Origin of the sequence: Nitrosospira multiformis (assembly GCF_900110185.1) — a bacterium.
Lineage (GTDB): Bacteria > Pseudomonadota > Gammaproteobacteria > Burkholderiales > Nitrosomonadaceae > Nitrosospira > Nitrosospira multiformis_A.
Genome location: NZ_FOCT01000004.1, coordinates 101547 through 123523 on the forward strand (window position 1 = coordinate 101547; position 21977 = coordinate 123523).

16 protein-coding genes and 1 tRNA gene are annotated in these 21977 nt (G+C 51.9%); 4 read left to right on the forward strand and 13 right to left on the reverse strand.

What is annotated here, in order from left to right:
* Positions 1-51 precede the first annotated feature (51 nt).
* From BMY01_RS06085 to BMY01_RS06100, 4 genes are all read right to left on the reverse strand, one after another.
* The gene (locus BMY01_RS06085) at positions 52-825 is read right to left on the reverse strand and encodes a hypothetical protein (protein ID WP_074745318.1); all 774 of its coding nucleotides are present in this window, start codon (positions 823-825) and stop codon (positions 52-54) included.
* A 105-nt stretch (positions 826-930) separates the two neighbouring features.
* On the reverse strand, positions 931-1740 hold the full coding sequence (locus BMY01_RS06090) for a WD40 repeat domain-containing protein (RefSeq protein ID WP_081353770.1): 810 nt from the start codon (positions 1738-1740) through the stop codon (positions 931-933).
* Positions 1727-1987 (reverse strand): toll/interleukin-1 receptor domain-containing protein, encoded by a 261-nt coding sequence (locus BMY01_RS06095; protein ID WP_074745322.1) that lies wholly within the window; start codon positions 1985-1987, stop codon positions 1727-1729. Before BMY01_RS06095 ends, BMY01_RS06090 begins: the two co-directional genes overlap by 14 nt.
* 4 nt (positions 1988-1991) lie before the next feature.
* On the reverse strand, positions 1992-3974 hold the full coding sequence (locus BMY01_RS06100; protein WP_074745324.1) for a tetratricopeptide repeat-containing protein: 1983 nt from the start codon (positions 3972-3974) through the stop codon (positions 1992-1994).
* A gap of 343 nt (positions 3975-4317) precedes the next feature.
* On the opposite strand from BMY01_RS06100, the gene BMY01_RS06105 reads away from it, so the two are divergent.
* Complete coding sequence (locus BMY01_RS06105; protein WP_074745326.1) at positions 4318-5343, forward strand: toll/interleukin-1 receptor domain-containing protein; 1026 nt, start codon at positions 4318-4320, stop codon at positions 5341-5343.
* A complete protein-coding gene (locus tag BMY01_RS06110; RefSeq protein WP_074745328.1) occupies positions 5340-7682 on the forward strand; it encodes a hypothetical protein in 2343 nt (780 codons plus the stop codon). The genes BMY01_RS06105 and BMY01_RS06110 overlap by 4 nt, the downstream gene beginning before the upstream one ends.
* 313 nt (positions 7683-7995) lie before the next feature.
* Here the strand turns inward: BMY01_RS06110 and BMY01_RS18590 are convergent, their stop codons facing one another.
* The 6 genes from BMY01_RS18590 to BMY01_RS06140 all read right to left on the reverse strand — a co-directional run bounded on the left by BMY01_RS18590 (position 7996) and on the right by BMY01_RS06140 (position 17869).
* On the reverse strand, positions 7996-8130 hold the full coding sequence (locus BMY01_RS18590; protein WP_302848420.1) for a hypothetical protein: 135 nt from the start codon (positions 8128-8130) through the stop codon (positions 7996-7998).
* Between the two features lie 1052 nt (positions 8131-9182).
* Positions 9183-11561: a toprim domain-containing protein gene (locus BMY01_RS06115; protein ID WP_074745330.1), complete on the reverse strand. Its 2379-nt coding sequence runs from the start codon at positions 11559-11561 to the stop codon at positions 9183-9185.
* Positions 11562-11995: 434 nt separating this feature from the next.
* Positions 11996-12358 carry a helix-turn-helix transcriptional regulator gene (locus tag BMY01_RS18750; protein WP_368086230.1) on the reverse strand — a complete coding sequence of 121 codons (363 nt, stop codon included), beginning with the start codon at positions 12356-12358 and terminating at the stop codon, positions 11996-11998.
* 523 nt (positions 12359-12881) lie between these two features.
* Entirely contained in the window at positions 12882-13691 is an 810-nt protein-coding gene (locus tag BMY01_RS06130; protein ID WP_074745334.1) for a hypothetical protein, read from the reverse strand.
* A 155-nt stretch (positions 13692-13846) separates the two neighbouring features.
* The gene (locus tag BMY01_RS06135) at positions 13847-17350 is read right to left on the reverse strand and encodes a DUF4020 domain-containing protein (RefSeq protein WP_074745336.1); all 3504 of its coding nucleotides are present in this window, start codon (positions 17348-17350) and stop codon (positions 13847-13849) included.
* A gap of 427 nt (positions 17351-17777) precedes the next feature.
* Positions 17778-17869: transfer RNA gene (locus tag BMY01_RS06140), tRNA-Ser, on the reverse strand.
* A gap of 154 nt (positions 17870-18023) precedes the next feature.
* Here BMY01_RS06140 and BMY01_RS06145 point away from each other — a divergent pair.
* Positions 18024-18551 (forward strand): adenine phosphoribosyltransferase, encoded by a 528-nt coding sequence (locus tag BMY01_RS06145; protein ID WP_074745338.1) that lies wholly within the window; start codon positions 18024-18026, stop codon positions 18549-18551.
* 298 nt (positions 18552-18849) lie between these two features.
* Positions 18850-19230, forward strand: a complete 381-nt coding sequence (locus tag BMY01_RS18755) for a transglycosylase SLT domain-containing protein (protein ID WP_368086232.1) — start codon at positions 18850-18852, stop codon at positions 19228-19230.
* An 80-nt stretch (positions 19231-19310) separates the two neighbouring features.
* Here BMY01_RS18755 and BMY01_RS06155 read toward each other — a convergent pair whose 3' ends face one another.
* The 3 genes from BMY01_RS06155 to BMY01_RS17730 form a co-directional block, all read right to left on the reverse strand.
* Positions 19311-20909 (reverse strand): alginate export family protein, encoded by a 1599-nt coding sequence (locus tag BMY01_RS06155; RefSeq protein WP_368086231.1) that lies wholly within the window; start codon positions 20907-20909, stop codon positions 19311-19313.
* Between the two features lie 320 nt (positions 20910-21229).
* On the reverse strand, positions 21230-21643 hold the full coding sequence (gene rnk, locus BMY01_RS06160) for a nucleoside diphosphate kinase regulator (RefSeq protein WP_074707620.1): 414 nt from the start codon (positions 21641-21643) through the stop codon (positions 21230-21232).
* Positions 21640-21795: a hypothetical protein gene (locus BMY01_RS17730; RefSeq protein ID WP_175463217.1), complete on the reverse strand. Its 156-nt coding sequence runs from the start codon at positions 21793-21795 to the stop codon at positions 21640-21642. Before BMY01_RS17730 ends, rnk begins: the two co-directional genes overlap by 4 nt.
* Between the last annotated feature and the right edge of the window lie 182 nt (positions 21796-21977).

A 21977-nucleotide genomic window follows, 5' to 3' on the forward strand; every position in this document is an offset into this window, starting at 1 on the left:
ACATTATTTGTATTTTCTATGTTGTTTGCATTTTTCCTTTAAGAGCAGCGCTCAAAGATCCGGCAGCGCAGCTATGTATTCATTAGTATAGGCTTTGATCTTGTCCTTGATCTTGTCGCGGATGCTCTCCAGCACCGTATCGTTGACGGTGACCTTCCCGGAGCAGTTCTCCAGTTCCACACGGTCCTTCCGGATCTTGAAGAACAGAACCTGGGTCAGGATCGATTCCGCCTTCAAGGTAAAGGCCATCATCGTAATGAAGAAGTCGTCATTTTCCCCCGGCTGAGCCAGCGAGACCTGGAAGTGGGCAGTATTGAGAGTTTTGCTTTCACGGTCGAAGAGCGTGATCCAGGGTTTGTTCGGATCCATGGATTTCATCGCTTCCAGGGTGGACACCACCAAGGCAAGCGCCGTGGGGGCCGGCCCCAGGAGGACGGTAGCGACCTTAATGATCGCTTCATGCGCTTCCAGGCCGTCGGCGTGCTCTTTGTAGGAGGAGAAACCTTTGTCTTGGAGGACCCACCCAAGATTTTCCAGCACATCGAAATAGGCTTTGTACCAGTCGATGATGCGGGTCTTGTCAGGCACTTTCTTGTTGGCGGCAAGCTGGGCAAGCAGGCTACAGTTGGCGATGTCCTGCCGTCGCTCCGCTGAGACGCCCTTTACAAAGGAGACGATGTCGGAGGCAACCACCATCGCCTGGTTCTTCTGTGCATCGAAGTCGATGACAGGACCGCGGTCGATGGCTTCAAAACCAGACGAGGACTCGGGAAGCTCTACGTTGTTCAGGAAATGATGGGCAGATGCGGGGGTGATAGTATTCATGGCGCTCTCCTATGGTTTGTTGAAAGCTTATTCAAGTCATGCGATGAAACGACACAGCTTTAAAACTGCACGGCAGTCAGGGATATTATGCCGAAATTTATTCTTTCAAAGCGTAGCCCGCGCTTGAGGCTGCGATTCATCCGAAGGGATTGGCAGGCCCGGACATTGCTCTACGTAGGGAATGTCAGGGGATACCCATTTTCGCCATTCCTTACGGCTCATGTTGCGGGTGAGTTTTTTGCATAGCTCATCAGGCCAGACCTTTGGCCCCGGCCACAGGCGTAAGGTGCTGTCGTCACTGCCGGAGACGATGCGGCTGCTATCCGGGCTGAAGGCCACGCTCCATACCCGACCCTCATGGCCGCGCAGGGGCTCGCCGAGGGGCTGGCCGGTGTTCGCATACCACAGGCGCAGCGTGTTGTCCCCACTGCTGGAGACGATGCGACTGCCATCCGAGCTGAAGGCCACACTGGTTACAATATTCGCATGGCCGCGCAGGGGCTCTCCGATGGCTTGACCGGTGTTCGCGTTCCACAGGCGCAGGGTGTTGTCCCTACTGCCGGAGATGATGCGGCTGCCATCCGGGCTGAAGGTCACGCTCGTCACTGCACTCTCATGCCCGCACAGGGGCTCAGTTATGGGGTGGCCGGTCTTTGCGTCCCACAGGCGCAGGGTCCTGTCCATACTGCCGGAGACGATGCGGCTACCATCCGGGTTGAAGGCTACACTGAAAACTGATCCCGTATGGCCGCGCAGGGGCTCAGCTATGGGCTGGCCGGTTCTCGCGTCCCACAGGCGTAAGGTGCTGTCCCTACTGCCCGAGACGATGCGGCGGCCATCCGGACTGAAGGCCACGGCTTTTACCGGCGCATCCGCAGCCATGATCTTCAAAGTACCCCGCTTATCTATCAGCATGGCCAGCAAGCCTGATTCGATCTCGCTGGCTGGCGCTGTACGCCGGTGAAGTTAAAAAGAGAAAAGCCTCGCTTCGGCTGTGGGCTTTTGATAGCCTCTCTTTCCAGCGCTCCCCGATTTTGATTCCGGTTTCTGGATCGAAATCCAGAAATACTTCATCCTTCCACCCCTGGGATTCCAGCCATACTTTCATGGCGAGTGCCTCCCGATTATTCTGGCTGGAATGGCTCAGAAAAATTCTGGCCATGGCGCTATCCCAGATCTTTCGTTTTGATCCAGGTCACTTGCCCGGTTCTACGTTGAACCTCTTCATACATATGAGCTGTACCACCCCGCCCGTCCCCTTTGTTGCCGTCCCAGAGGCAAATGAATTGGACCTTCTTGATGCCGTAAGAGAGGGCAGTGTAGAGCAACCAAAGATTGCAGCGCTCATAAGTATCCACACCCTTGGGTGCCGGTCCGAGCTCATCCGGGAGGATCCGTGGTGGGAATTTTAGGGTAGAGATGAGCGCATAGTAGCGCTGCCGCCATTGCTCGCCTTTGTCGGAGGGAAGAATGGATTTTTGAATGAATGTGGGTTCCGGAAAAGGCAACAGGAGCTGCAGGCGCACCCCGCGCTTCTTGCATGCTTCCAAAAATAGGATATCCCCGCCGCTTGCTCCTTGGGCAAGGGCGAGGTCATCCGCACCTGCCCCTAATTCATCCAGCGCTTCACCGATCTTTTGTGCTGCTGTTTCGGCTTTGCTCTCTGGAAACCGGGAGTTAGCGCGGTCAGGCTCGTCAATCCTATGACCGCTGAAAAGCAGCACCTGGCGCGGCTCCCATTTCTTTTCAGGTTCGTCGAGTTCATTCAACGCGCGTTCAAAGACGGCCATTCCCGCAGCAACCGTATCCGGACGAAAGCCGAGGTCGTTCAGCAGGCGCAATTGCGCATAAGGCGAGTCGACGTAGAACCAGTTGTTGCCGCTACGGGTGAGCGCCTCCTTGTAAGCTGCTTTGACATTAGCGGGAGTACCATCCAGTACTTCAAGATCACCTAAGGTTGCCTTGGCCCAATATATATTGCTTGCGTCAGTCTCGCATTCAGCGGCAAAGCGTACTGCGCCTGCCATGATGCGTGCCATATTCTCGTAGCGCGCATCGCTGGTAAGATGCTGGTAAAGATGCATCAGGGTGAGGGCATTGATCCCGGAAAAATAGTGGCGAGGATCGTGTCTGAAGCCGCTGGCATAACTTTCGATGGCAGCACGGAGCAGGGCATCCTCATATGCGGCATCTTCAGACATCTGTTCTGGTGTACTTCCCCGTCGGTGCCATTTTGCGATCCAGGCATCCTTGTCTACCCGGCCAAGCAGTGCCCAGGTTTCAGCGTCACGAGGATGGTTCTTTAATACCCCTTGGTAATGCAACCGTGCCCGATCCAGCGAATGGCCGGGTTCTTTGGCCAGGGCTAGCCGTTGCAGGCACATGCCTTTTTCCCGAAGACCATTGAGGTTGTCCGGCTCAACCGAAAGACCGCGTTCCAGTTGCTCGAGAGCAAAACAAAAACGTCCCCCCTTGCGCAGAGCTTCTCCGGCCTTGATCCTGGCCTCAGCGCGAAAGGCCGCCACTGGCGCTTCATCTGCCAGCAACAGCAGATCGCCGATATGACGGGTCGAGCAAGCCAGGGAAACGCGGTTCTCCCAAGCATCGTGCTGCTGCCAGAATTCCCGTACGTCTCCTACACGCAACGACTTCCAGTCCGGCTCCTGCAGGTTGGGCAATAAATGATAAACCGGGCTTTCCTTGCGCTCGTGCCATGAAGCCATGGTTGCCTTGACCATATCGGTCAGACGCTGGCGATCGCTTTCCAGTGTCGCGAGGTCGGGTTTGCCGTTTGAAAGGCTATAGCGCAGCTTGCGCTGGGTGTAGAGATCAAAAGCTGGGCAGAGACCCCCGCAAACCAATACGAGGCCACGTGCGCGCAGGGCATGCCGTATCCCTAGTTCATACCAGACGTTGGGATTGTCAATCGTGAGGTCTGCAATAACCAGGTCGGCAATCAGCAGTTCCTGGAACATATCGCTGATGATATCACCAGCGCGCTGCTCCTCATCAGCACGGAAGGTTTCCAGTCCCGCAGCTTCTAAAGCAGGATAGATATAGTCCGAATATACGGCATTGAAGTCGATCAGTTGACCGTCAGGACCGGGCTTGGAACCGAAGGGCATGGCAACGAAGGCGTGCGGTTTCATATGGGCTCAAGGAACGGAGGAAATTCTTGTTTTAGTTTTAGATAAAGAAGCAGATAGGTTCAGTATAGGACGTGTTCTATTTCTATACGTAAAAAGTGTTGACACGAAGGCTTTAGTCTAGGTCGATTCTGTAGCCATCTCTCCCCATTGTTTCCAGTCAGATAGCAATTTACGCGTTGCATTATCGAAAGCCATCTACGGCTGCACAGAGTTCGTAGAGCTTTGTGGACGCGTTGTCATTTTCGTCTGTCCCAGTGGCGCAAGGTGGATTAGTACACTAATCTTAATATTCCATTATTTAATGTAATCCACAGGAATCGGGCGTAAAAGGATCAAAAGAACAATGGAAAGTGAGATTAGTCGCGTTTTCGTTAGTCATGCCTCGAAAGACAAGCGCTCCAGAGTACGTCCGTTAGTAGAGGCTTTGGCGTTGGAAGGCGTTAGCCTCTGGCTCGATCGTCCTGGTGCTGGCGCGGACGATTTTGGTTTCGACGAAAAATTCATTCGCAAGTACGATATCAAGGGTTTGGTGGCTGGACTAGACTGGGACACTCAGATTCTTGAGGCGCATCGTTCCTGTGGCGTGGTGCTCGCCTGCGTTTCCCGCGCCCTATGCAAGGAGCGTCAAGTTCTGGTCCACGAATTGGTGCTGGCACGGTATGCTGGCAAACTGGTCTCCTGTGTTATTGATGACCTGCCGTTTGAAGAAATACCGTCAGATTTGGGGCTACTAGACATCTCAAAGCTTCAGTCTCCAAGAGTAGATGTGGCAGTCCTGATGCAGGCTGTAAACGAGCTAAAGGCAAACTGTAACCTTTCGCCAGCTAACTTCGATCCTCCGCTCGCTTCGCAATGGCAAATCCTGCGGCAGCTTGTTTCAGACATCAACCAGGTCTTCGCCCGGCGAGGTCTAACAAGAGTGTCAGAAGCCGACATGGACGTGGTCCGTGCAACCTTGCGAGCAATACCTGTGGATCCTATGGTTCGCGCATTCGAAATCCCATTTTTCGTGATCGAATTATTCGCTGCGCGGTTGCAGGAGCCAGACGCAGCTCGCCGGCATTTCAAGCTTTCGATGGACCTAGCTCTTCAGTGCGCCGATGCTGAACACACTCCTCTACAGAGCGTCGTATCGTTAGGTGATGTCATTAACCCTGATAAGAATCCACCCATCGCGTTTTGGGGGGACGTCCTGACCGCTGCGGGGTATAAATCACGCCGTACGCTCGCCGCACTGCTGCTTGCGCCTGGCCCTCTCGCCCCCGGAAATCTTCCTGACAACACTGCACGAGAACTTAGCAATTTTGTCGCGTGGCTTACCAACCCTAACATGACTCGACCCACTTCTGACTGGAGTTCCGCGATATGAAAACTAAAACCCCCGTTACACCCGCAGGAAACACCATGCTCATGAAATTAGCAATGATTCTTCTCATGGGAATAGTGCTTTTGTCTCTGCCGCTCCCCGTACGAGCCGACACTCCAATTATCGAAGTGGGTGCACAAGAAACTATTCAGCTGCTGAGCAATCAACTCGCCGAAAGCCGGAAACAGACGTACTCAGAGCTCTCCAGGCTTGGATTCGGAGCTGAAGTTGCTGCTCTGCAGAAACAGGGAGTTGGCCTCATAAACAATTTTTCGGCAAGCTCGGTTATCGAAAGTCTATATAGGCGCGCCGAAACTAGAAAGCGGGGCGAAGGGGCCCGCTTCTTGGCCATCCTCTACAAGGACGCAGCAAGTAACTCGGCTGCCATTAGTAGAGACCCGTACTTCGTGAAGCTGAAGAATCGGTTTTCTGGAGATGAGCTTGATATCCGGAAACAACCTATCCAGTTTGCCCCCGTCTCTGAAATACCAAAGCTTTTGAATGGGCCTCCCTTGCCCAAACAGGTGGAAAAGGCAATTGGCTTCCTCTCGGAGGCTTATTCGGGGCGAGGCCTCGCTCAGATGCGTGTATTGGCGCTGCGCACATTCCGTGCCCGAGACTTCAACGCGCGAGCATTTGAGCGTACTCTGCTTGAATCCACTACACCTGAAGAGGCCCTACGCAAACTGGTCAAGATCGGCACGCCCCAGCCGAAGGCGGAAGTCGCGTTGCGCACACTTATGTTGGACGCCATGGCGCGAAGCGCGTCGCTAAGTATAGATCCAGCTGCCATAGAAGTTATGAAAGAACTTTCGCGCGACTTACCACTTGAGCAGCAGCGTTATGCAGCCGCCGAGGACATTCTTCCGAGCCGCATGACCCAGATGACCGAGGCGCAGGATGCAAAGCAACCGGGCAAGATTGAGAAATCGGAACGGAAGGACGTGATAGCGTCATTGGACGGCAACGGCGGGGATGGGCTTAAGGAGAAATCGAAGCTTACATCACATCCCGATGCAGTGAATTTCCGTAATTCCTATGAGAAATACATCGATGAGACGTTCGAGAAGAGAAATAATGACACAAGCTCGAAAACGAACCCATCACGCTTTTCGAACTCAACAACGCCCCCGCGTACTTCACGTTTATTTTCCGTAGCGAGTGTATCCCCCGCAGCCGGCCGCGGTGTATCAGTTGGTGCAAAGGTAACAAGCGATATCAAAGCGAAGCCAGCTAGCGCGATTTGGTTGGCAAACGACATGGACAATCGATTTGGGCGGCTGTTTGTCCTCTTCCCTCCAAAATCGGGTTCCGCACCCGTCGTCGCAGCATCACGTGTCCTCTTTACCGACAGCTTCCGAGCCGCACAAGCGGTGTTGTCTTCAAGCCATAACCCGACCTCAGTGTTTCAGGAGGGTGAGATCCTCGTGCTAATGAGCATGGATCCAAGTAGTGCCGTGACGAGGGAGGCTTCAAAGAAACAGCAGGAAAAGATCAACGCCGTAAGGATGGCAGGAATTGAAAAGCTCACTGAAACCGAGAAACGTCGTCTTATCCAGCTCTCACAAGCCCTCAAAGGTATCGGAGACAATCCACATCTCGACGCTAATGCTGAGGCGGATGCGAGAAAAAAATTGACGGAGCTGATTTCGCTGTCCTCGAAGGGCGTAGACCGGCTAGATAAAAAATATATTAACAACGCTATGGAGGAGATAGCAGAACTCTCAGCGGAACGAGGAGTAGTTACCCACCCGGCATTGTTTGGGCGTGAACTAGCATGGTCCACCATTCGGATCGATTTCTGGTACAACCAACTCAACGCGCTAGCAAAGGAAGCTCAAACTATGAACGGAGGCAGGAAGATACCGCAAAATCTCAAGAGGATCGCACCACGGGACATGGACACTTGGCAATACTATGAGCGCGGCTCTCGTATTTCTCTCCGGTCGGAGGGTGGAAAAGCGCTCAAATTGGTGGTGACATCTCTTGCGAATGACACAAACCCCGCTGTTTCCAGTGCCGGCGAGCGTAGCCATTTTTCTGTTGCGATGTTCAGTCAGCTTCCTGGTACAGGTTCGACTCCTGCTGAAGACGGTTTGTTTCGCCGCCCTGATGTCGAGAAAGAATATCAACCTCTCCTAGACTGGTTAGCCACTAATCACCACGATTTTATGCGGCTCAACGATTTCTCAGAATCATTCTCCCTATTGCGCTGGTTGGGTTCAATTGGAACAAGCGTGACCGTGGAGAATATTGCACAAGACCGCACGGCCCTAGCGACACCTGATCGCGTCGATGTTCGCAAGGGACCGTACATTGGATCGGAATTTGGGCGCGAGTGAGCTCGGGAAATGTTCTGGGATTGCTTGGGCTAACTCCCAAAGAACTTCCGCAAGAACGATCAAATGTTAACATTTACTCACCTCGAGACGGAGCAAGGCGCCTTTATTGGGAGTTCAGCGAGGATGGCGATCTGACCACTCGGGAATCGATCGAATCTATATTAGATACCGAGCCAGATCGCCGACAAGAGCTTGGGCGTTGCATGACGCTTTCATCCCCAGTCTTGTCATAATCGATATGAGACGAATCAACCCATTCGTAAAGCCGCCGAGCTAGGCGGTTTCCCCGGGACAGGCGGATTCACTAGTTTCCTCACTCTTTCGCCGAAGCGAGGATGTCCCGCAGCTTTGAGTGCAGCATGTTCACCGTCAGTCCGTCAGCGTTGGCGAAGTAAATTTTTGGATAACGCTCCGCGCTTCGCAAGCGCTCCAGATTTGCTCGCGGCACGGGACCCTAGTCCTCGTCCCGTTCATAGTGCGTGTCATGCGGAGTGCCCTCCTCGGACCGGCAATGATCACCCCCTTGCGTCATACCGCGCCATCTAAGCTTCCCACTAGTGTAGGAGAGAGCAGGGGTGCAAGGTTCCAAAACGGGAGTCAATAGGGGTAGGCGCTCCTAATATCCGGATAAAGCTCGAAGATATCCAGCTGCCCTCGTGTTAACCACAGCTCTAGTCAGGTGGCCTCCTACAAGGTGTATAAGCGCTCGGTTGGATATATTTGTCGAGCTTTTTCAAAGTCTCATTGCCAGTTGCGATGAGATTTTCCTGCACGTTTACCCTGAGGTTCAGGCAATCTAGCCTTGGGCGGTAGCTACGGAATCTGCTGACAGTGGATAAGAAAGTTTGTATGGTCTCACGTTCTACCCCTTGCGTTGTTCGCTCTTCAGACCTCGCACCCGTCGGCATATATGATTATGTGCCAGTAAGTGGCTGAAGAGCCCTTGGCGTGATGAGCTGTACATGAGTAAAGGATGTCGAGAGGTTAGATCCGGCAGTAGGAATAAGGGCTACATATCCTTGAATGACTGTTGCCGAGATTACATTTCTCTAATGTCACAAAATGAATGGCCCCTTTGAGATTTCGCGGATATCCCAGGTAACTTCTCAGACACTTCTATCAGCTCAAATCGAAACTGCTAAACCCGTCCATAATGACCCCCCCTTTCTCAATTTCGCGCACATCATTTTTTGCCTAAGCGCTCGGGTTCCAGGCAAAAAGCCCTTGAGTTTTGACCCCCCTATCCCCTTGTGAGAGTTTGTTCTCATAGCTGCTTTTTCTCTTCCAAGTTTCTATGTATAGACGCGAATTAAGTGAAATAAGTGAAGAAAGGCATGGCTACTGGGTTTGCGATGTTTTATTAAAGGTAAGAAAAGGTAAATTAAGCACGAGGTGAAGAGTCGTTCGATCATCCACATGCTCTCTCAGCACCTTTTTTCGCCCTTTTCTTACCCTTAATTCTCCGCTCTGTACTCGGTGAATCGGCTTTTCTACCTTTTCTTACTTCTTTTCATAAGGAAAATATCTCAGCACCGGTCGTCCTCCTGTGGCCTCCTTGCGCTGTTCGATCAGTGGCGGCGCAAGATTGAGCAGCAACTCGAGCGCGTTCCTCACCTCCTTGATCCGCTTGTTTAGCCACATTCCCTGCAAGGCTGTAAGCGTGAGGCCAGGGTTTTTAATAATCTTCTCCAGCACCTCGGTTACAAAGGGAGCGAGAGCCCCTTCATCGTCCTTACAATTGAAGACGTAGGTTATGCTCGCATTCCAATATTCGATCCACGCAAACGCGGCGTGCAAGTCTGTGGGCTCGATGACAACACGCCCCTCCATGGCAGCAAAAATCATCGCGAGCATCCGGGCGTACATTTCCGAGCGGGCAAGCAGGCTTCCCCCTCTGCCCTCACGGTCACGGCTGATCCACTTGTATTGCTCAACCCACAGTTCGCGCGCTGCCTCACTCAGGATCACTTCACGCACATTATTTGCGTGCAGATCCCCATTTGTTACCACCACTATCATATTCGCCACCCGCTCCCCCAGTTCCTCGATAGTCCCCTTCGGCGTGGGCTGGGGTAATGCGACCAGCTTGGGTCGATATACATGAGCCATAAGGAAACGGTTCAAGAGCCCGTTCGCCACATCGTTCTCGGTAGCTCTGATACGCAGCTCATGACCAGTGATGTGTCCGGTAATACACACATGGGGCCGGCTTGCGCTGATAGGGTCTGTTTTTGTGAGTGTCTTGATATCGTGACCATCAAATACCGTACGGATCGTAGCGGACAAATTATTATTGTCACGGCGCACGTGCGAAAAGACATTATCAAATTCGGTCTCGATCACAAGCATCCGCTTATCAAGAACGCCAGCATCGCCCCCTTTGCCTTTTTCATCAGCTTCACGGGGGTCCCTGATGTGCATGGCAATGCCTTCACCCGTTGAGAGAGCCCCCTTATAGACATTGAGGTAATCATGGAGCCCGGTTCGTTCATTGATGATTACCTCCGCACGCTTGAAGATCTTGGTGACCGTCACTTCGGATGTTCCTTTCCGCGCCTTCCCACTCTTGCCCACGATAAGTACGAAAGGTCGGCAATGTATGACTGCGTCTCCGATAGGCTGGAAAATGCCTCGCCCCATCAGCGCACTGAAATAAGATATGGCGTTTGCGGCAACCGCAACCGGATGGGCTTCACTGCTATCACAGGCGGCAGTGACGATGTCTCGGATCAGGGGAACAAAACCCACCTCTGCCATTTGCGGCTGGTCCCGGAGAGGAATCTCGGCAAAATCTGTGCTGCTTATTACCTTCGGCCTTCCGGATGCTTCTATCTCATGCAAAGACACAACATTCGCCTCTGTCATCGCCGGAGCGGCAATCGGGAGTCCCGCTGTACTTTCAAGCTGTGAGTCCTCATTTAAATAATGCTCTAGAGCATCAGAGGTCGGCTCTGGAAGATGAGCAGGCTTTTGCGCCACGGCGAAAGCGTGCCGTACTGCTTCCTGCCCCACCAGCACGTGCAGGTCATTGAAGTCGGTAGGTCGACTCCCCATGTCACACTGGGAGAAGTTGGGCACAGCCAATAGGGCGTCGACGGCTATCGCAGCTTGGGTCGCCTTGGTCAGCCCCGGATTACCTTCAGTCCATTGATCATGATCAGCGCACAGAATAATGGTTGACTCCGGATGATGCCTTCTTATTGCCTTCGACACGGGCAGGAGATTACCGGCGTTGAACGCGACAGCCACCGAATGACCTGTTACTTCATGAATGCTGCAAGCAGTAGCAAAGCCTTCGGCGATACACACTGCCTCAGCTGGTTCACCCAGCAGACAATATCCGCCAAAGATTTCGCCATCCTTCAGAAACAGCTTGCTTCCATCCTCCTTGATGAATTGCAAACTGGTCAGCTTCCCGTCAATATAGATGGGAATGATCAGCCGTTTGCCAAGCTGCCGGAGGCTGTCATGAGGACGAATACTTTTCCTGACCAGATAGGTGTGATCAGGATTTGGATTCGTGCCGATGTTGTACAGTTTGGATGCTCGCTCTGCCGCCTCGGCATGCAAGCGATCGCGCTCGTTTTTTGCTTCCTGCCGTGCCTTTTCAATCTGCACCTGATAAGCCTTCCACTCAGGTGGTAATAGGCCCTCCAGATTTTTTGCATGCCAAGTGATCTGCTGTCCTGACTTGAAGTCTCCAAACACGGCGATATTGCCATCGGGAAAAAGCTTGACGTAACCGCTAGCATTGCCGTTGACCTTATTGCCGACCGGAAAGCGGAAAAATCCACCTCCGCTTGGCTTCAGCGGTTCTGGTCTGTACTGATGTCGATGCATGAATTCGACCAGAGCAGGGGGTAAAGATGCCCTGATCATGACACCTCCTTTGCCAGAAATTCCCGAACAGCAGCTAACACTGCCCTTTGTCTTCGTCCCCCGCGGCGATGTTTAGCCGTACAATTTTGGCATAGTTGGCAGAGATGCAGTATTGGTAAACGCAGGCCATCCGGTGCAACATGCAATTCTGCAGACGGCTGAAAAAGCGCTGTGAAAGGTTTGAGGCAGGATGCGCAGCACGTGTATTTGAGGATTGTGACTGGCAGCTGATGCTTTTCCTCCAGCAGCTGAAGGAGTCTTTTGCCCCGCGGCACTTCAACGAAGTCATCCATTAGGGGTCCTCCGAAATTGATTGGTAGCGTTTAATTGGCTGATAGCGGTAGGGCGTATAGAACTAGATAAGCCCGGAAGCAAGACATCGGGAGATGTGAGTTCTCCTACAAGCCTCAGGAAAGAGGACAAAAATAGTGTGTTCATTTCTCTCCCTTTCCTGACTTAGCACGCGGCCGACTCGCTATCCACGCGTGTATCTCCTCGCCCCGCCATCCAACTGCTGACCCCGAGAGCTTTACCCGCTTCGGAAACAAGCCAAGAGCTTCGAGCCGATATATTGATGATCTGGAAAGACCAGTTAGCGGCTTCACCCGCTTCATCCTATAAATTGCGTCCCGGTTGTTGACCTCAAAAGCTGGGACTATCTCACTTGTTTTGCAGGGCGAATCGCCTATGTCCAACTTGGTAGTTTGTGGCACAAGCAGGGCGGTCTGGGTTGAGGAGCTGGATTGCCGGCGGGGAGCATCAAGGGGTGGGAATACTGCTTTGAATTGGGTTTTCATAATGCCTCCTATGAGATACCAAGCACGCTAACGGTGTTGCTTTGGTATAGAAGCAGTGTCAGTCACCGTTTTTGAAATTTCAAAAATGGCGGAAAATGGCGGATTTTGGCGAGAATGTGGCGAAAATTTGCCTAAAATTTAGGCAGGCTTGGCGTAAAATGGCGAAAACGTGAGCTGACTGGATAGAATGACCTTTAGAGGGATAGCTCGGAAGACAAGGCCAATTTTAGGTATTGACAACAGCCGTGTAAGCAGCTGGTTAAACAGTTTCAGTAGATGCGAATTTCTCAACTTTTGGAAGAAATTTACTGCTAGCTGAGGAATGGGGAATTCAGGCGACAGTTAATTTGGCACAGTGGGCGCTATCGGATAGAGAGGTATTTAAAAAATCCCCTTGTTATCGAAGCGAATTCGTTCTGTAGTAAAAGGGCGCAATGTTAGCGATAAGGATGAATGATAGAGTCGAAAAAATCCTGGGTTTTTCCATTCATCGGAAGTGTTGTTTCCATTGCAGCAATAATTGTTAATTATAGAGGTGAGTGTCATTCTCTCCAGTAAAGAGCTCTTTCATGCTCCTGCTGCGTCGTGGAAGGTTATTTGCTAATTTCTGATCGATTTGGCGGCGCGTGCAATTCGTATTGTTTTTGATAAGCCATTCCCCAACGAGAAAAGGGTTATAACAGATCTCGGTTAGACCTTGTTGTCTGGCATTTATCAGCCCATTGCGCGCAGCCCTTTCGAAGTAATTCTTCCATGTTTCTTTGTCTATCATGTTAAACAACGCTGCTATTCCTGCCCTTGTTAATGGGTCAAACAACGCGGCAAGGTGTTCTTCATCTGAGTTTGCAGGGGGCGAGGAAATTAGAGGAATTTTTGGCGTGCTAACCGCAACAGAACCTGGCTCATAGCCGTCAAGGACAATAAGTGACGTAAGCGCGTGTCCTTTATTTTTGGGTAGATGCATTGAGTATAGGGTCAAATATTGTCGTAACTGATACTCAAAAAAAAGCACGTTGTTACCCGATTCCCTGAGTTCAGTTTCTTCATCTGTTTTTTTCTCTGAAGGGATCTGTTCTGAAGCTCTCCGTGCCTTTTTTTCAGCTAATGCATCGTTAGCCACTCGATATAAGCCCAGCAGCAGCAATATTTGGCATGCTAAAGCTTGACGTTCGGTCATTAACGATTTTTTCTTGGCAAGTATTCTTCCCAGCATCCAATCCGCCCGACCTTTTCCTATTCCTGGTCCAGCTACGGTTCGATAATTCTCGGGGACTAAATCCCCTAAGTCGTGCAATATTTGGGCGCGAATCAATACCAGATCACCCTCATCCATAATTTCCCTCTTTAATTCGTCTGAAGAAACAAATTGGTAGCCCTATGAGTCTTTGATCTCCTGCACAGCCTCTTCTGACGGACGTCTATCTTTAAAACACGTAGGCAGCGAGCATTCACGTTCTGCCTTTCCAACTATAAAGTGAAAGGTTCGGATTAGATAAATCCGGCGCGTGCGAGCGATTCGTCCAACTCGCGTTTTAGGCTTGTTTCTAGCGCTGAAAGGCGGTCAACAATCGCAAGAACATCTGCTTGGTGATACGCTGGCAGAAGAGGACACAGATAGATGAGCAGCTTTGCTATATCGGCAGGAAACCTGGTTAACAAATCAGACTTTCGCAACTCATGAACCAAATTACAGTGCTCCAGGCGAGTAAGGGGCGCTGAGACGGCAAGATTGACACCAGCCGGAAATAGTTCATCTAAATGCGGCAGCCAATTTAGCATTGTCGCCATCTCAGTCTCAGTCGGCGGTACTGAAGTAGACGTTAAGCGGTTTTTCCAATACCCGTAGATCCAGCGGTCCCACAGGCTTTGCCGCGTAAGTGCAGATGCATGACGGAGCAAGACACCTAGGCGATAGGCGAAGCTATTTCGATCATCGGCAGAGCCGTGGTGTAACAGGACGGGCAACAGATCGGAAGCGGGATTGTCTATATGGAAGGCAGCCAGTACAGCGAAGAGCTCGACGAATCGGCGACGATTCCCGATTGCCTCTGTATTTAGCTTTGTAGCCGCGGCAAGAAACGCCGGTTTTAATGCCTCTGCAAAAGAGCCGTACAAATTTCCCCACGTGAGAAAGCCGTCCCACGCCTGCTTGAATTTGCTCAAATCACCAGAAGTAAATAATGGAATGACATGTTCCCGAGTCCACTTTTCATCCACTCGAAATAAAAAACCCGCTTGACTGGCCAGTACGGCTCTGCCCATCCCCCCTACAACGCTCCCGTCCTCAACAACCGAGGTAAAGAGCTCAAGGTCGCTATCCGGCAAACTTAATTCCTCACAAGTTTCGCCGCGGAGTCTCTGGGAAAGCGCCCCTATCCAGAATTTTATCAAGATACCGCCTGGGTGATTTATTGCTCTGATAAGCCAGTCTGTCTCGACGTCTTCTTCATCCTCCCGTGGGAGTATTCGCCATAGATCGCTGGCTACAATCTGAGCTTCCTCGAGCACTACTGGCATGACTGGTTGATCTTGATCACGCATCAGAGCGCAAAGCAAGTCCGCAACCTCGCGCGCATATCTTGATTGAAGCTCCTCGCGGGCCACGCTTTTCAGCAAGACCTTCCATTCATCAGGTTCTAGCTGTGCTTCCGTTAGACCTGTGATGAGTGATGCCCACAAGTCGGAGTCCCATTGTGTGCGTACGGAAAGAGCAACATCAAGGGCGAATGCCCACGGCGAACATCGCTTGCAAGCTTCTTGTATGACTAAAAGCAGTCCTTCACGATTAGGGCCATCAAAGAAGCTGCCTTTAAAGCTCAACAAGTCTTCCAACTGCTCAGATGGAGGCTGAGCGAGGATTTGCTCAACTGTCCAGGGACTCTCCATTGCCCATTCACCGGAGCATACCCGGTGTTCTAGATCAGGATAGTCCCTGGGAATCCAATGCGGATATTCTGCTCTAATCGGAGCTAATGCTTCTTCTATCAATGGGCATGCAGGGTCTGCTTGCTTCAGCCAGTCGAGCCAGTTGAAACGTTCTCTTGCTGTTCGTTCCACAATAATTACACCTGCGGCATCGCTAACCTCATGCTGAATTACCGCGTTGATTAATGTTTCCCGCATACCCTTGCTTGCTTTGGGATAAGCCTGAGCCGCGGCACGATAAACTTCGTGGTGTTCTGCAAGGAGGTATAACCCTACCTGGGTCAATAACCAAGTGAGCTTCTCGTCCGCAGATTTGTTTGGGTGTACGATAGATGCGTGGATGGCCAAGCGTCTCAGCAAGGGCACTTCAGAAACAATCAGCTGCTCCATCCAACTTTCGAGTAGTATTGGCTTGTGGCTTGCAAGCCATTCGAGCGTATCCCGGCCCGCGTCAATCAGCACATCCATTGGATCAGGATAGCGGTCTTGTTCATGCGGCTCTATTGCAGAGCGATCCCACGTGTGGTCTCCCCAATCGTAACGCCCTGTATTCCAAGCTTGCCGTATGTAATGTATTTCCTCTAGTTTTCGAACAATACCGGAGAGCAGTGGCTGTGCAATGAGTTCAAGGTTAGGCTTCAACTGGTTTTCCCATACTTCATTCAGGTTGAAATGCTCGCCTTTGAGGGGAGTATTCAGTTCGAAGCGAGGGGACTCTTCCTCTCCCTCATGCTTGTAGCCAGCTTTAATGCTCAGACGACAGCTTGCCATGAATAAGAACACTTCCATTGCAAGCGGAATGCACCCTTGCTTGCCGCATCGCGTTGCCAACCATTCCAATAGATGAGGGTGCGGATAAGCCGGGGTACACGCGAGCAAGATGGAAACCCATTGTGAAAGTGTATTGGCGCTAAGCTCCTTCTGCTCGTCTAGCGCCAACGCTCGCCCGAAGGCCCACCAACACTCCGGGTTAAGACGCATCTTGTTATTGACGATTAGTCGGATGACCTCGTGGGCGTGATCAATAACGTAATTATTTGCAAGCCACTCTACTAGCAGTTTGTCCCGGTCATTTAAGGAGGCGTTATCAAAAAGCTTGCTAAGTTGATTGCGCGTATTAAGCCATGCTGGCCATTCACTCTTCCGTGCGGAATTTAGCAGAAAACGGGTTGTGTGGACCTCCCGTAATCCCTCTTCGATTTCACTTATGGTTCGAGCATCTTCGGGAGGCAACTGACTACCGATTTCGGTAAGTCTCGTTTGCCAATCGAGCACTCCTCGGGCAGCCCGATCTGCCAAGCACTGAATCCCATCATATAGCTCCTGATAGGTATTCTCCTGTGTAGCCTTCTGAAAAAGGATTGGAGAAATGCCATATAGCCTCCAATTTCCGTCTTCTTCGGTTAATGCATAGCGCTCCCCGGGGCCCTTAACTGGAAGCGCACGAGCAAGGTACTTCATCACCACATCACTGTGGCTGTAACCTACAAACAGCACCGTATAAGTTCTGAAAACATCTAATAAGAAGCGTCGTGCCCATCCTTCAGTAAGATAGGCGCGGCCAAAATCTGCATCGGTCAGTACTATTTCCTTTGGGCGTTTCAACACACCGTGCACGTGTACAAGACCCCTGAAGTCTCGTCCCAGCGGTAAGGCTGGAGCGCTGTAAATATCAGGTGGCCTTCCAAATACAGTTTGTGCAGCTGTCGCAAAGTGCAAATCAAAGTTTGTGGTAACGAGCCTTACGTTTTCAGGACTTCGGAAAATGCGTATCAAATCGAGGTGCAAAGCAGTCGGCTCACTAGCCGGATCTGATAACAGATTGGCGACTTCCTGGTGAACTCTCACACCTTGATGCTGAAGACGCCCGAGGAAGTGATCTACTGGCTCGTGCTCTATTCGAGAAAGAGCGGAGCTTCTAGCAATCTCTCCTGCTAGGTTTAAAAAATCAGGTAGATTGGCGGGCGGTCCAACCGATACTCCGGCGCCGGCAAAGATCACAAGCCGGTCATCCCGGATCGCGTCTATCAAGTTATAGGGTATTTGAAGAGGCCCGAGCTGAGGCATTTATATTTATTATTGTAACAATAAGACGCTTTAAAATTGATTTGGCATTGACAGGGATTACTTGGCGGTACTCCTCCGGCCTCATCGAAATCCGATGACCATCGATATACCTACACAATGCGCAGTTATCGTTATAACGGTTCTTTTAGAAAAAGGATAAGATTCCGCCGCAGGCAAGTAATTTTTGCCTGCCTAGAATAGTAAAAGTTACGGCGTTATTGTTTCAGGATAAGTAGCTGCTTGCTTGGATTGTTAAACTAGGCTGAATGCCAGTTAGAACGGGCAAAAATCACTGCCAGAAAGCTATCCCGTCGTAGAAATTCCCAGATAGCAGAAGAGGTGAAGATTTTAAAGTGGTGGTAAAGATGTAGGTAGGATTAGGAGGTTAAATAAATATACAGAGATTTCAAGAAATTATATTAAGTAATGGCGGAGAGAGAGGGATTCGAACCCTCGGTACGGTTTGACCCGTACGCACGCTTTCCAGGCGTGTACCTTAAACCACTCGGCCATCTCTCCTGTTGAGGGTTCCAGGAAGGAACCCGGCAAAGGGCGCAAAGGATACACCAGAACGCTATCCCCGGCAACTTTACGGTAGTATAGCCGAAAGCGGCTCATCCGTATCGGCGGCCTCCGAATCCTTTGACCCAAAAAACCAGAAACAGGAAGTAGCATGCAGATCAAATCCCGCATCCGCACCATCGCCCATTATCCCCATGAAGGCATCATGTTTCGGGATATCACTACGCTGCTGAAAGACCCGGTCGGGTTGCGCGCGACGGTTCAGGAAATTGCCAGCCGCTACAAGACCATGAAAATCGACAAAGTGGCCGGGATTGAATCACGCGGCTTCATTATCGGTGCGCCGGTTGCCTACGAGCTTGGCGTGGGGTTTGTGCCGGTGCGCAAGAAGGGCAAGTTGCCTGCCGAAACACGTGGGCGCGATTACCAGCTGGAATATGGCAGCGACCGCATCGAGATTCATGTGGATGCGATTCAGAAGGGCGAGCGGGTGCTGTTGGTGGATGATCTGATTGCTACCGGTGGGACTGCAGAGGCTGCCGCTGGCTTGATACAGGAGATGGGCGGCGAGGTGGTGGAGTGTGGTTTTGTCATCGACCTGCCGGATATCGGGGGCAGGGCGCGGCTGGAAGGCCAGGGCCTCAAGGTGTTTGCACTGTGCGAGTTTGAGGGGAACTGATCTCTGGCCGGGATGGAACCTATAATGATTTATATAAACGCATTATCTATGGTCAAGAAGGGTACTCATAGTGTGTGTTGTCCTGCTGCTCATCTTCATACTGGCTCCGGTCGCATCTTTAGCCGCTCAAGCTCAGGATTATGCGGCGTGGTCAAAAAAGAACCTTGATGGTTCGTGGACGCGGACCACGGAGATTGCTGTTGCCGCCTCATCTCTTCCCTCTCTGGAGCCTAAGGATATCGGCAAATTTTGCCCGACCTATAAACACTTGCCACACGAAAAAAGGATTCAGTTTTGGGTGGGTCTGCTTTCGTCCATGGCGGAATTCGAAAGTAACTTTAATCCTAAAGCGGCTGCCAGAGGGCCCTCCAAAGACGTGTTCAGAAGGCGGGATACAAATCGAGGACTGCTGCAAATATCAAAACAAAGCGCAAACCAGCCGGGCTATAGCTGTGGCATCAAGAAAGCAAAACATCTGCACGATCCCGCCATTCATCTCCCCTGTGCGGTAAAGATATTGTCTAAATGGGTCAGTGCGGATCATGTAATAGCGTCATATAAGGGGAATAAAAAAAACAGGGGTGGGGGACGCTATTGGGCTGTGCTCCAGGAAAAAAATGGCCGCCTGCCTGCAATATCAAGTTTTACCAGAAACCTGTCAGTTTGTCGGAAGGGCTGAATGAATCCCGGCGGCCTTGGTTTCATGCTTTTGGGGAGAGGCGGCATCACTCTATCAAGTTCAGGTACTAGGCCACGTTTCTAAAACCGGAAGTTGTACTGGACGTAAAACAGGTCGGGCGAGACGCGGGGCGCCTGCGCTTTCAGGAAGTCGCCCGCAAACAGTTTCGAATACCCTATCAGCACGTCTCCGTGCCGATCGACGTGTATGTTGAAACGGAAGTCGATCTCGTCCCCTACGTAACTGCCGGATTGGCCGGTTGCGTCTCTAAGGGTGGGGGCGCCAGCGGCGTTGTACAGGAAATCGCGCTTGTTCGCGAGATAGAAGCGGTGGTACTGGGCGGTGAAATGGGCCCAGGGCAGGGGGTGCAGATTGAGCTGGGCGTTGAAGTCGTGAATGTTCTGCCTGCCGACGCGATCGATCCATCCCAGGTAATAATTGCCGAAGGGAAAAAGCTGGTTGAAGGTTGTGCGGCTGCCATCGGTCAGATTGTTGTCACCGGAGGCAAAGTCGTAGCGCAGCCAGAATTGCGGATTCAGCGGCTTTCCCTTGAAGTGGTAGCCAGCACCGGAGGCGACGGCAAAGGCCGAGATATCCTGGTTGGAATACTGACCGAACTGGTACATGCCCTCCAGTTCGTACAGGAACTGGTTGTAGTCTCCCGCCAGGCGGCTGCCGAGCGTATGCGTGATCGAATCGCCCCTGATGCTGTTTCTGCCCACGGCAAGATTGCGATTGTCATCCAGGCTCAGGAAATAGAAATCGGCCAACTGCCCTTTCATGGGCTTGTATGTTCCCCATAAGCCGAAGAATTCGCGCTTCTCATCCCAGTTATCGAAGTTGTTTCTTTCCGTCACCATCGGGCGTACCCAGAATGCATCCAGGTCAAACGTGGGCGTACGCCAGAACCCCTTCACACCCTGGAAAGTGCGGCGGGTGTTGACCCAATCGAGCGTGGAAATCAGCCGTTGCGAGCCATAAAGCAATTCCTGCCGCCCCACGCGCAGATAAGCAGGACCGTCCTTGATGTTGGCGACTTTGATGTCCGCAAAAACATTCAGCATATCCGTGTGGTTGACATCCGTGGCCAACGGTGCCAATGCCTGGCCGAAAGTGCGCGCATCCAGAAACTCCGCAAACAGCCGGATCCGGTCCTGATACCAGAGATCGGCATGAAAGCGGCTGCGGATCATGTGGTAGTTGTCGCTGGTATTGGTCAGGCGCGCGTCGGATTCCCGCATATACCGGTACCAGAAGTTGCCCCCAAATGACAAGAGGAAGTCATCGCCTAGATGGATGCGCTTGATGGGATCGAAAATATCCTTCTCATGTTCGGGCTTTTCGAGATAGCGGAAATCGATATCGAAAGCCGGCGTGGTCATGAGGGCATAGGGCGCATAGGGAGAAACGGGCGGGTTCTCACGCTTGTTGCCGGTTATATGATCCCAAAGCGAGTAGTATCCCGGTCCTGAGGGGGCGATGGCGAACATGCCGGGGCGGGAAGGGGCGGTTATGGGTGGCACTTTCGACCAGTCGAACCGGCTGCTCCCGTCACTGTTCTTTGCAGGTTCTGATGCTTCCGATGTTATCGGAGCTATGGTGGTGCTACCGGCGGGAGCAGAGTCTGCCGCAGAAACCTGGAGCGTAAGGCCGAGCACGCCTGCCAAGCCGAATTTCACAAACGATTCCAATGTGCGCTGTGTAGAGATTGAAATGGAGATGGAGTTTTTGGCAGGCGTGAATGAAGCAGACAGGCAATCAGGCAGATGCATAGCAGGATTTCAGGGACTTCGGAAAAAAATGCCCGCAACTATAGCAAAGTCAGCGTGGATTTTAAACTGATGAGCAAAGCATGCTTCGGTCTGTGCGCTATCTGAGTTGCATCCACGCTGGCATGACATGATGACATGCCTTGGCTTATTGCCTGCCGGATCCGGCATGTCGGGATTTCCGATGTTCGGATGAACAGGTTCCAAAGGTTCCAAAAAAGATTGCGCCTCTACCTGTAAAACTTCCCCTCGCGCTCCGGCTGGTAGATGATCTCCTCTATCCGTACCTTGATAGTGCCGCCCCCCGGACGTGGCCACTCTATCTCGTCGCCTGTGGAAAGCCCAAGCAGGGCGCTGCCAACCGGCGCAAGCACGGAAATTTTGTCACCGGACCCGTCAACATCTTTTGGATAGACCAGCGTCAGACGGAAGTCCTGGCCTGAGGAATCGATGCTGAACCGTACTGTGGAGTTCATGGTTACCACCGTGGGCGGTATTTGCTCGGGCTCGACGATTTCGGCGCGTTCGAGCTCGGCTTGCAGTTCCGCACTGCCAGGAACCGCGTTGGCCGGAAGCGACTCGAGCAAGGTCTCCAACCTGTCCAGGTCCTGGGATGTCAATATGATATGCGGTCTGCTGTTCATTTCAACCTCGTCTCAAGTTCGGTCATCGCCCCGTTATTTCCCCTTACTACGTTGCCGGCGCTTACTGCTGCTGTCTTCCTGATTTCCAGTGCCGGTTCCTCGCCGGAAGTTTTGATCGGGCCGATCGGATAGGATGCCACTGATTCTATCATCAAATGTCATGATATTACCGGAGCAGCAGTGGGAGTTCCTATGCTGCTTTTATGAGCACTCCCGTTCGTCGGGATTAACGAATCAAGTACCGTTCGCCTTTGACCCCTCATCGTATTGAGCGTAGAGTCGAATAACGAGCATACGACGAACACATAATTTCTTTTTTTTGAGGAGCGGTGGC

Coding starts and splice junctions, on each gene's coding strand:
- BMY01_RS06085 (WP_074745318.1), bottom strand. CDS start 825: ATGAATACTATCACCCCCGCATCTGCCCATCATTTCCTGAACAACGTA.
- BMY01_RS06090 (WP_081353770.1), bottom strand. CDS start 1,740: ATGCTGATAGATAAGCGGGGTACTTTGAAGATCATGGCTGCGGATGCG.
- BMY01_RS06095 (WP_074745322.1), bottom strand. CDS start 1,987: ATGGCCAGAATTTTTCTGAGCCATTCCAGCCAGAATAATCGGGAGGCA.
- BMY01_RS06100 (WP_074745324.1), bottom strand. CDS start 3,974: ATGAAACCGCACGCCTTCGTTGCCATGCCCTTCGGTTCCAAGCCCGGT.
- BMY01_RS06105 (WP_074745326.1), top strand. CDS start 4,318: ATGGAAAGTGAGATTAGTCGCGTTTTCGTTAGTCATGCCTCGAAAGAC.
- BMY01_RS06110 (WP_074745328.1), top strand. CDS start 5,340: ATGAAAACTAAAACCCCCGTTACACCCGCAGGAAACACCATGCTCATG.
- BMY01_RS06115 (WP_074745330.1), bottom strand. CDS start 11,561: ATGATCAGGGCATCTTTACCCCCTGCTCTGGTCGAATTCATGCATCGA.
- BMY01_RS18750 (WP_368086230.1), bottom strand. CDS start 12,358: ATGAAAACCCAATTCAAAGCAGTATTCCCACCCCTTGATGCTCCCCGC.
- BMY01_RS06130 (WP_074745334.1), bottom strand. CDS start 13,691: ATGGATGAGGGTGATCTGGTATTGATTCGCGCCCAAATATTGCACGAC.
- BMY01_RS06135 (WP_074745336.1), bottom strand. CDS start 17,350: ATGCCTCAGCTCGGGCCTCTTCAAATACCCTATAACTTGATAGACGCG.
- BMY01_RS06145 (WP_074745338.1), top strand. CDS start 18,024: ATGCAGATCAAATCCCGCATCCGCACCATCGCCCATTATCCCCATGAA.
- rnk (WP_074707620.1), bottom strand. CDS start 21,643: ATGAACAGCAGACCGCATATCATATTGACATCCCAGGACCTGGACAGG.
- BMY01_RS17730 (WP_175463217.1), bottom strand. CDS start 21,795: ATGATAGAATCAGTGGCATCCTATCCGATCGGCCCGATCAAAACTTCC.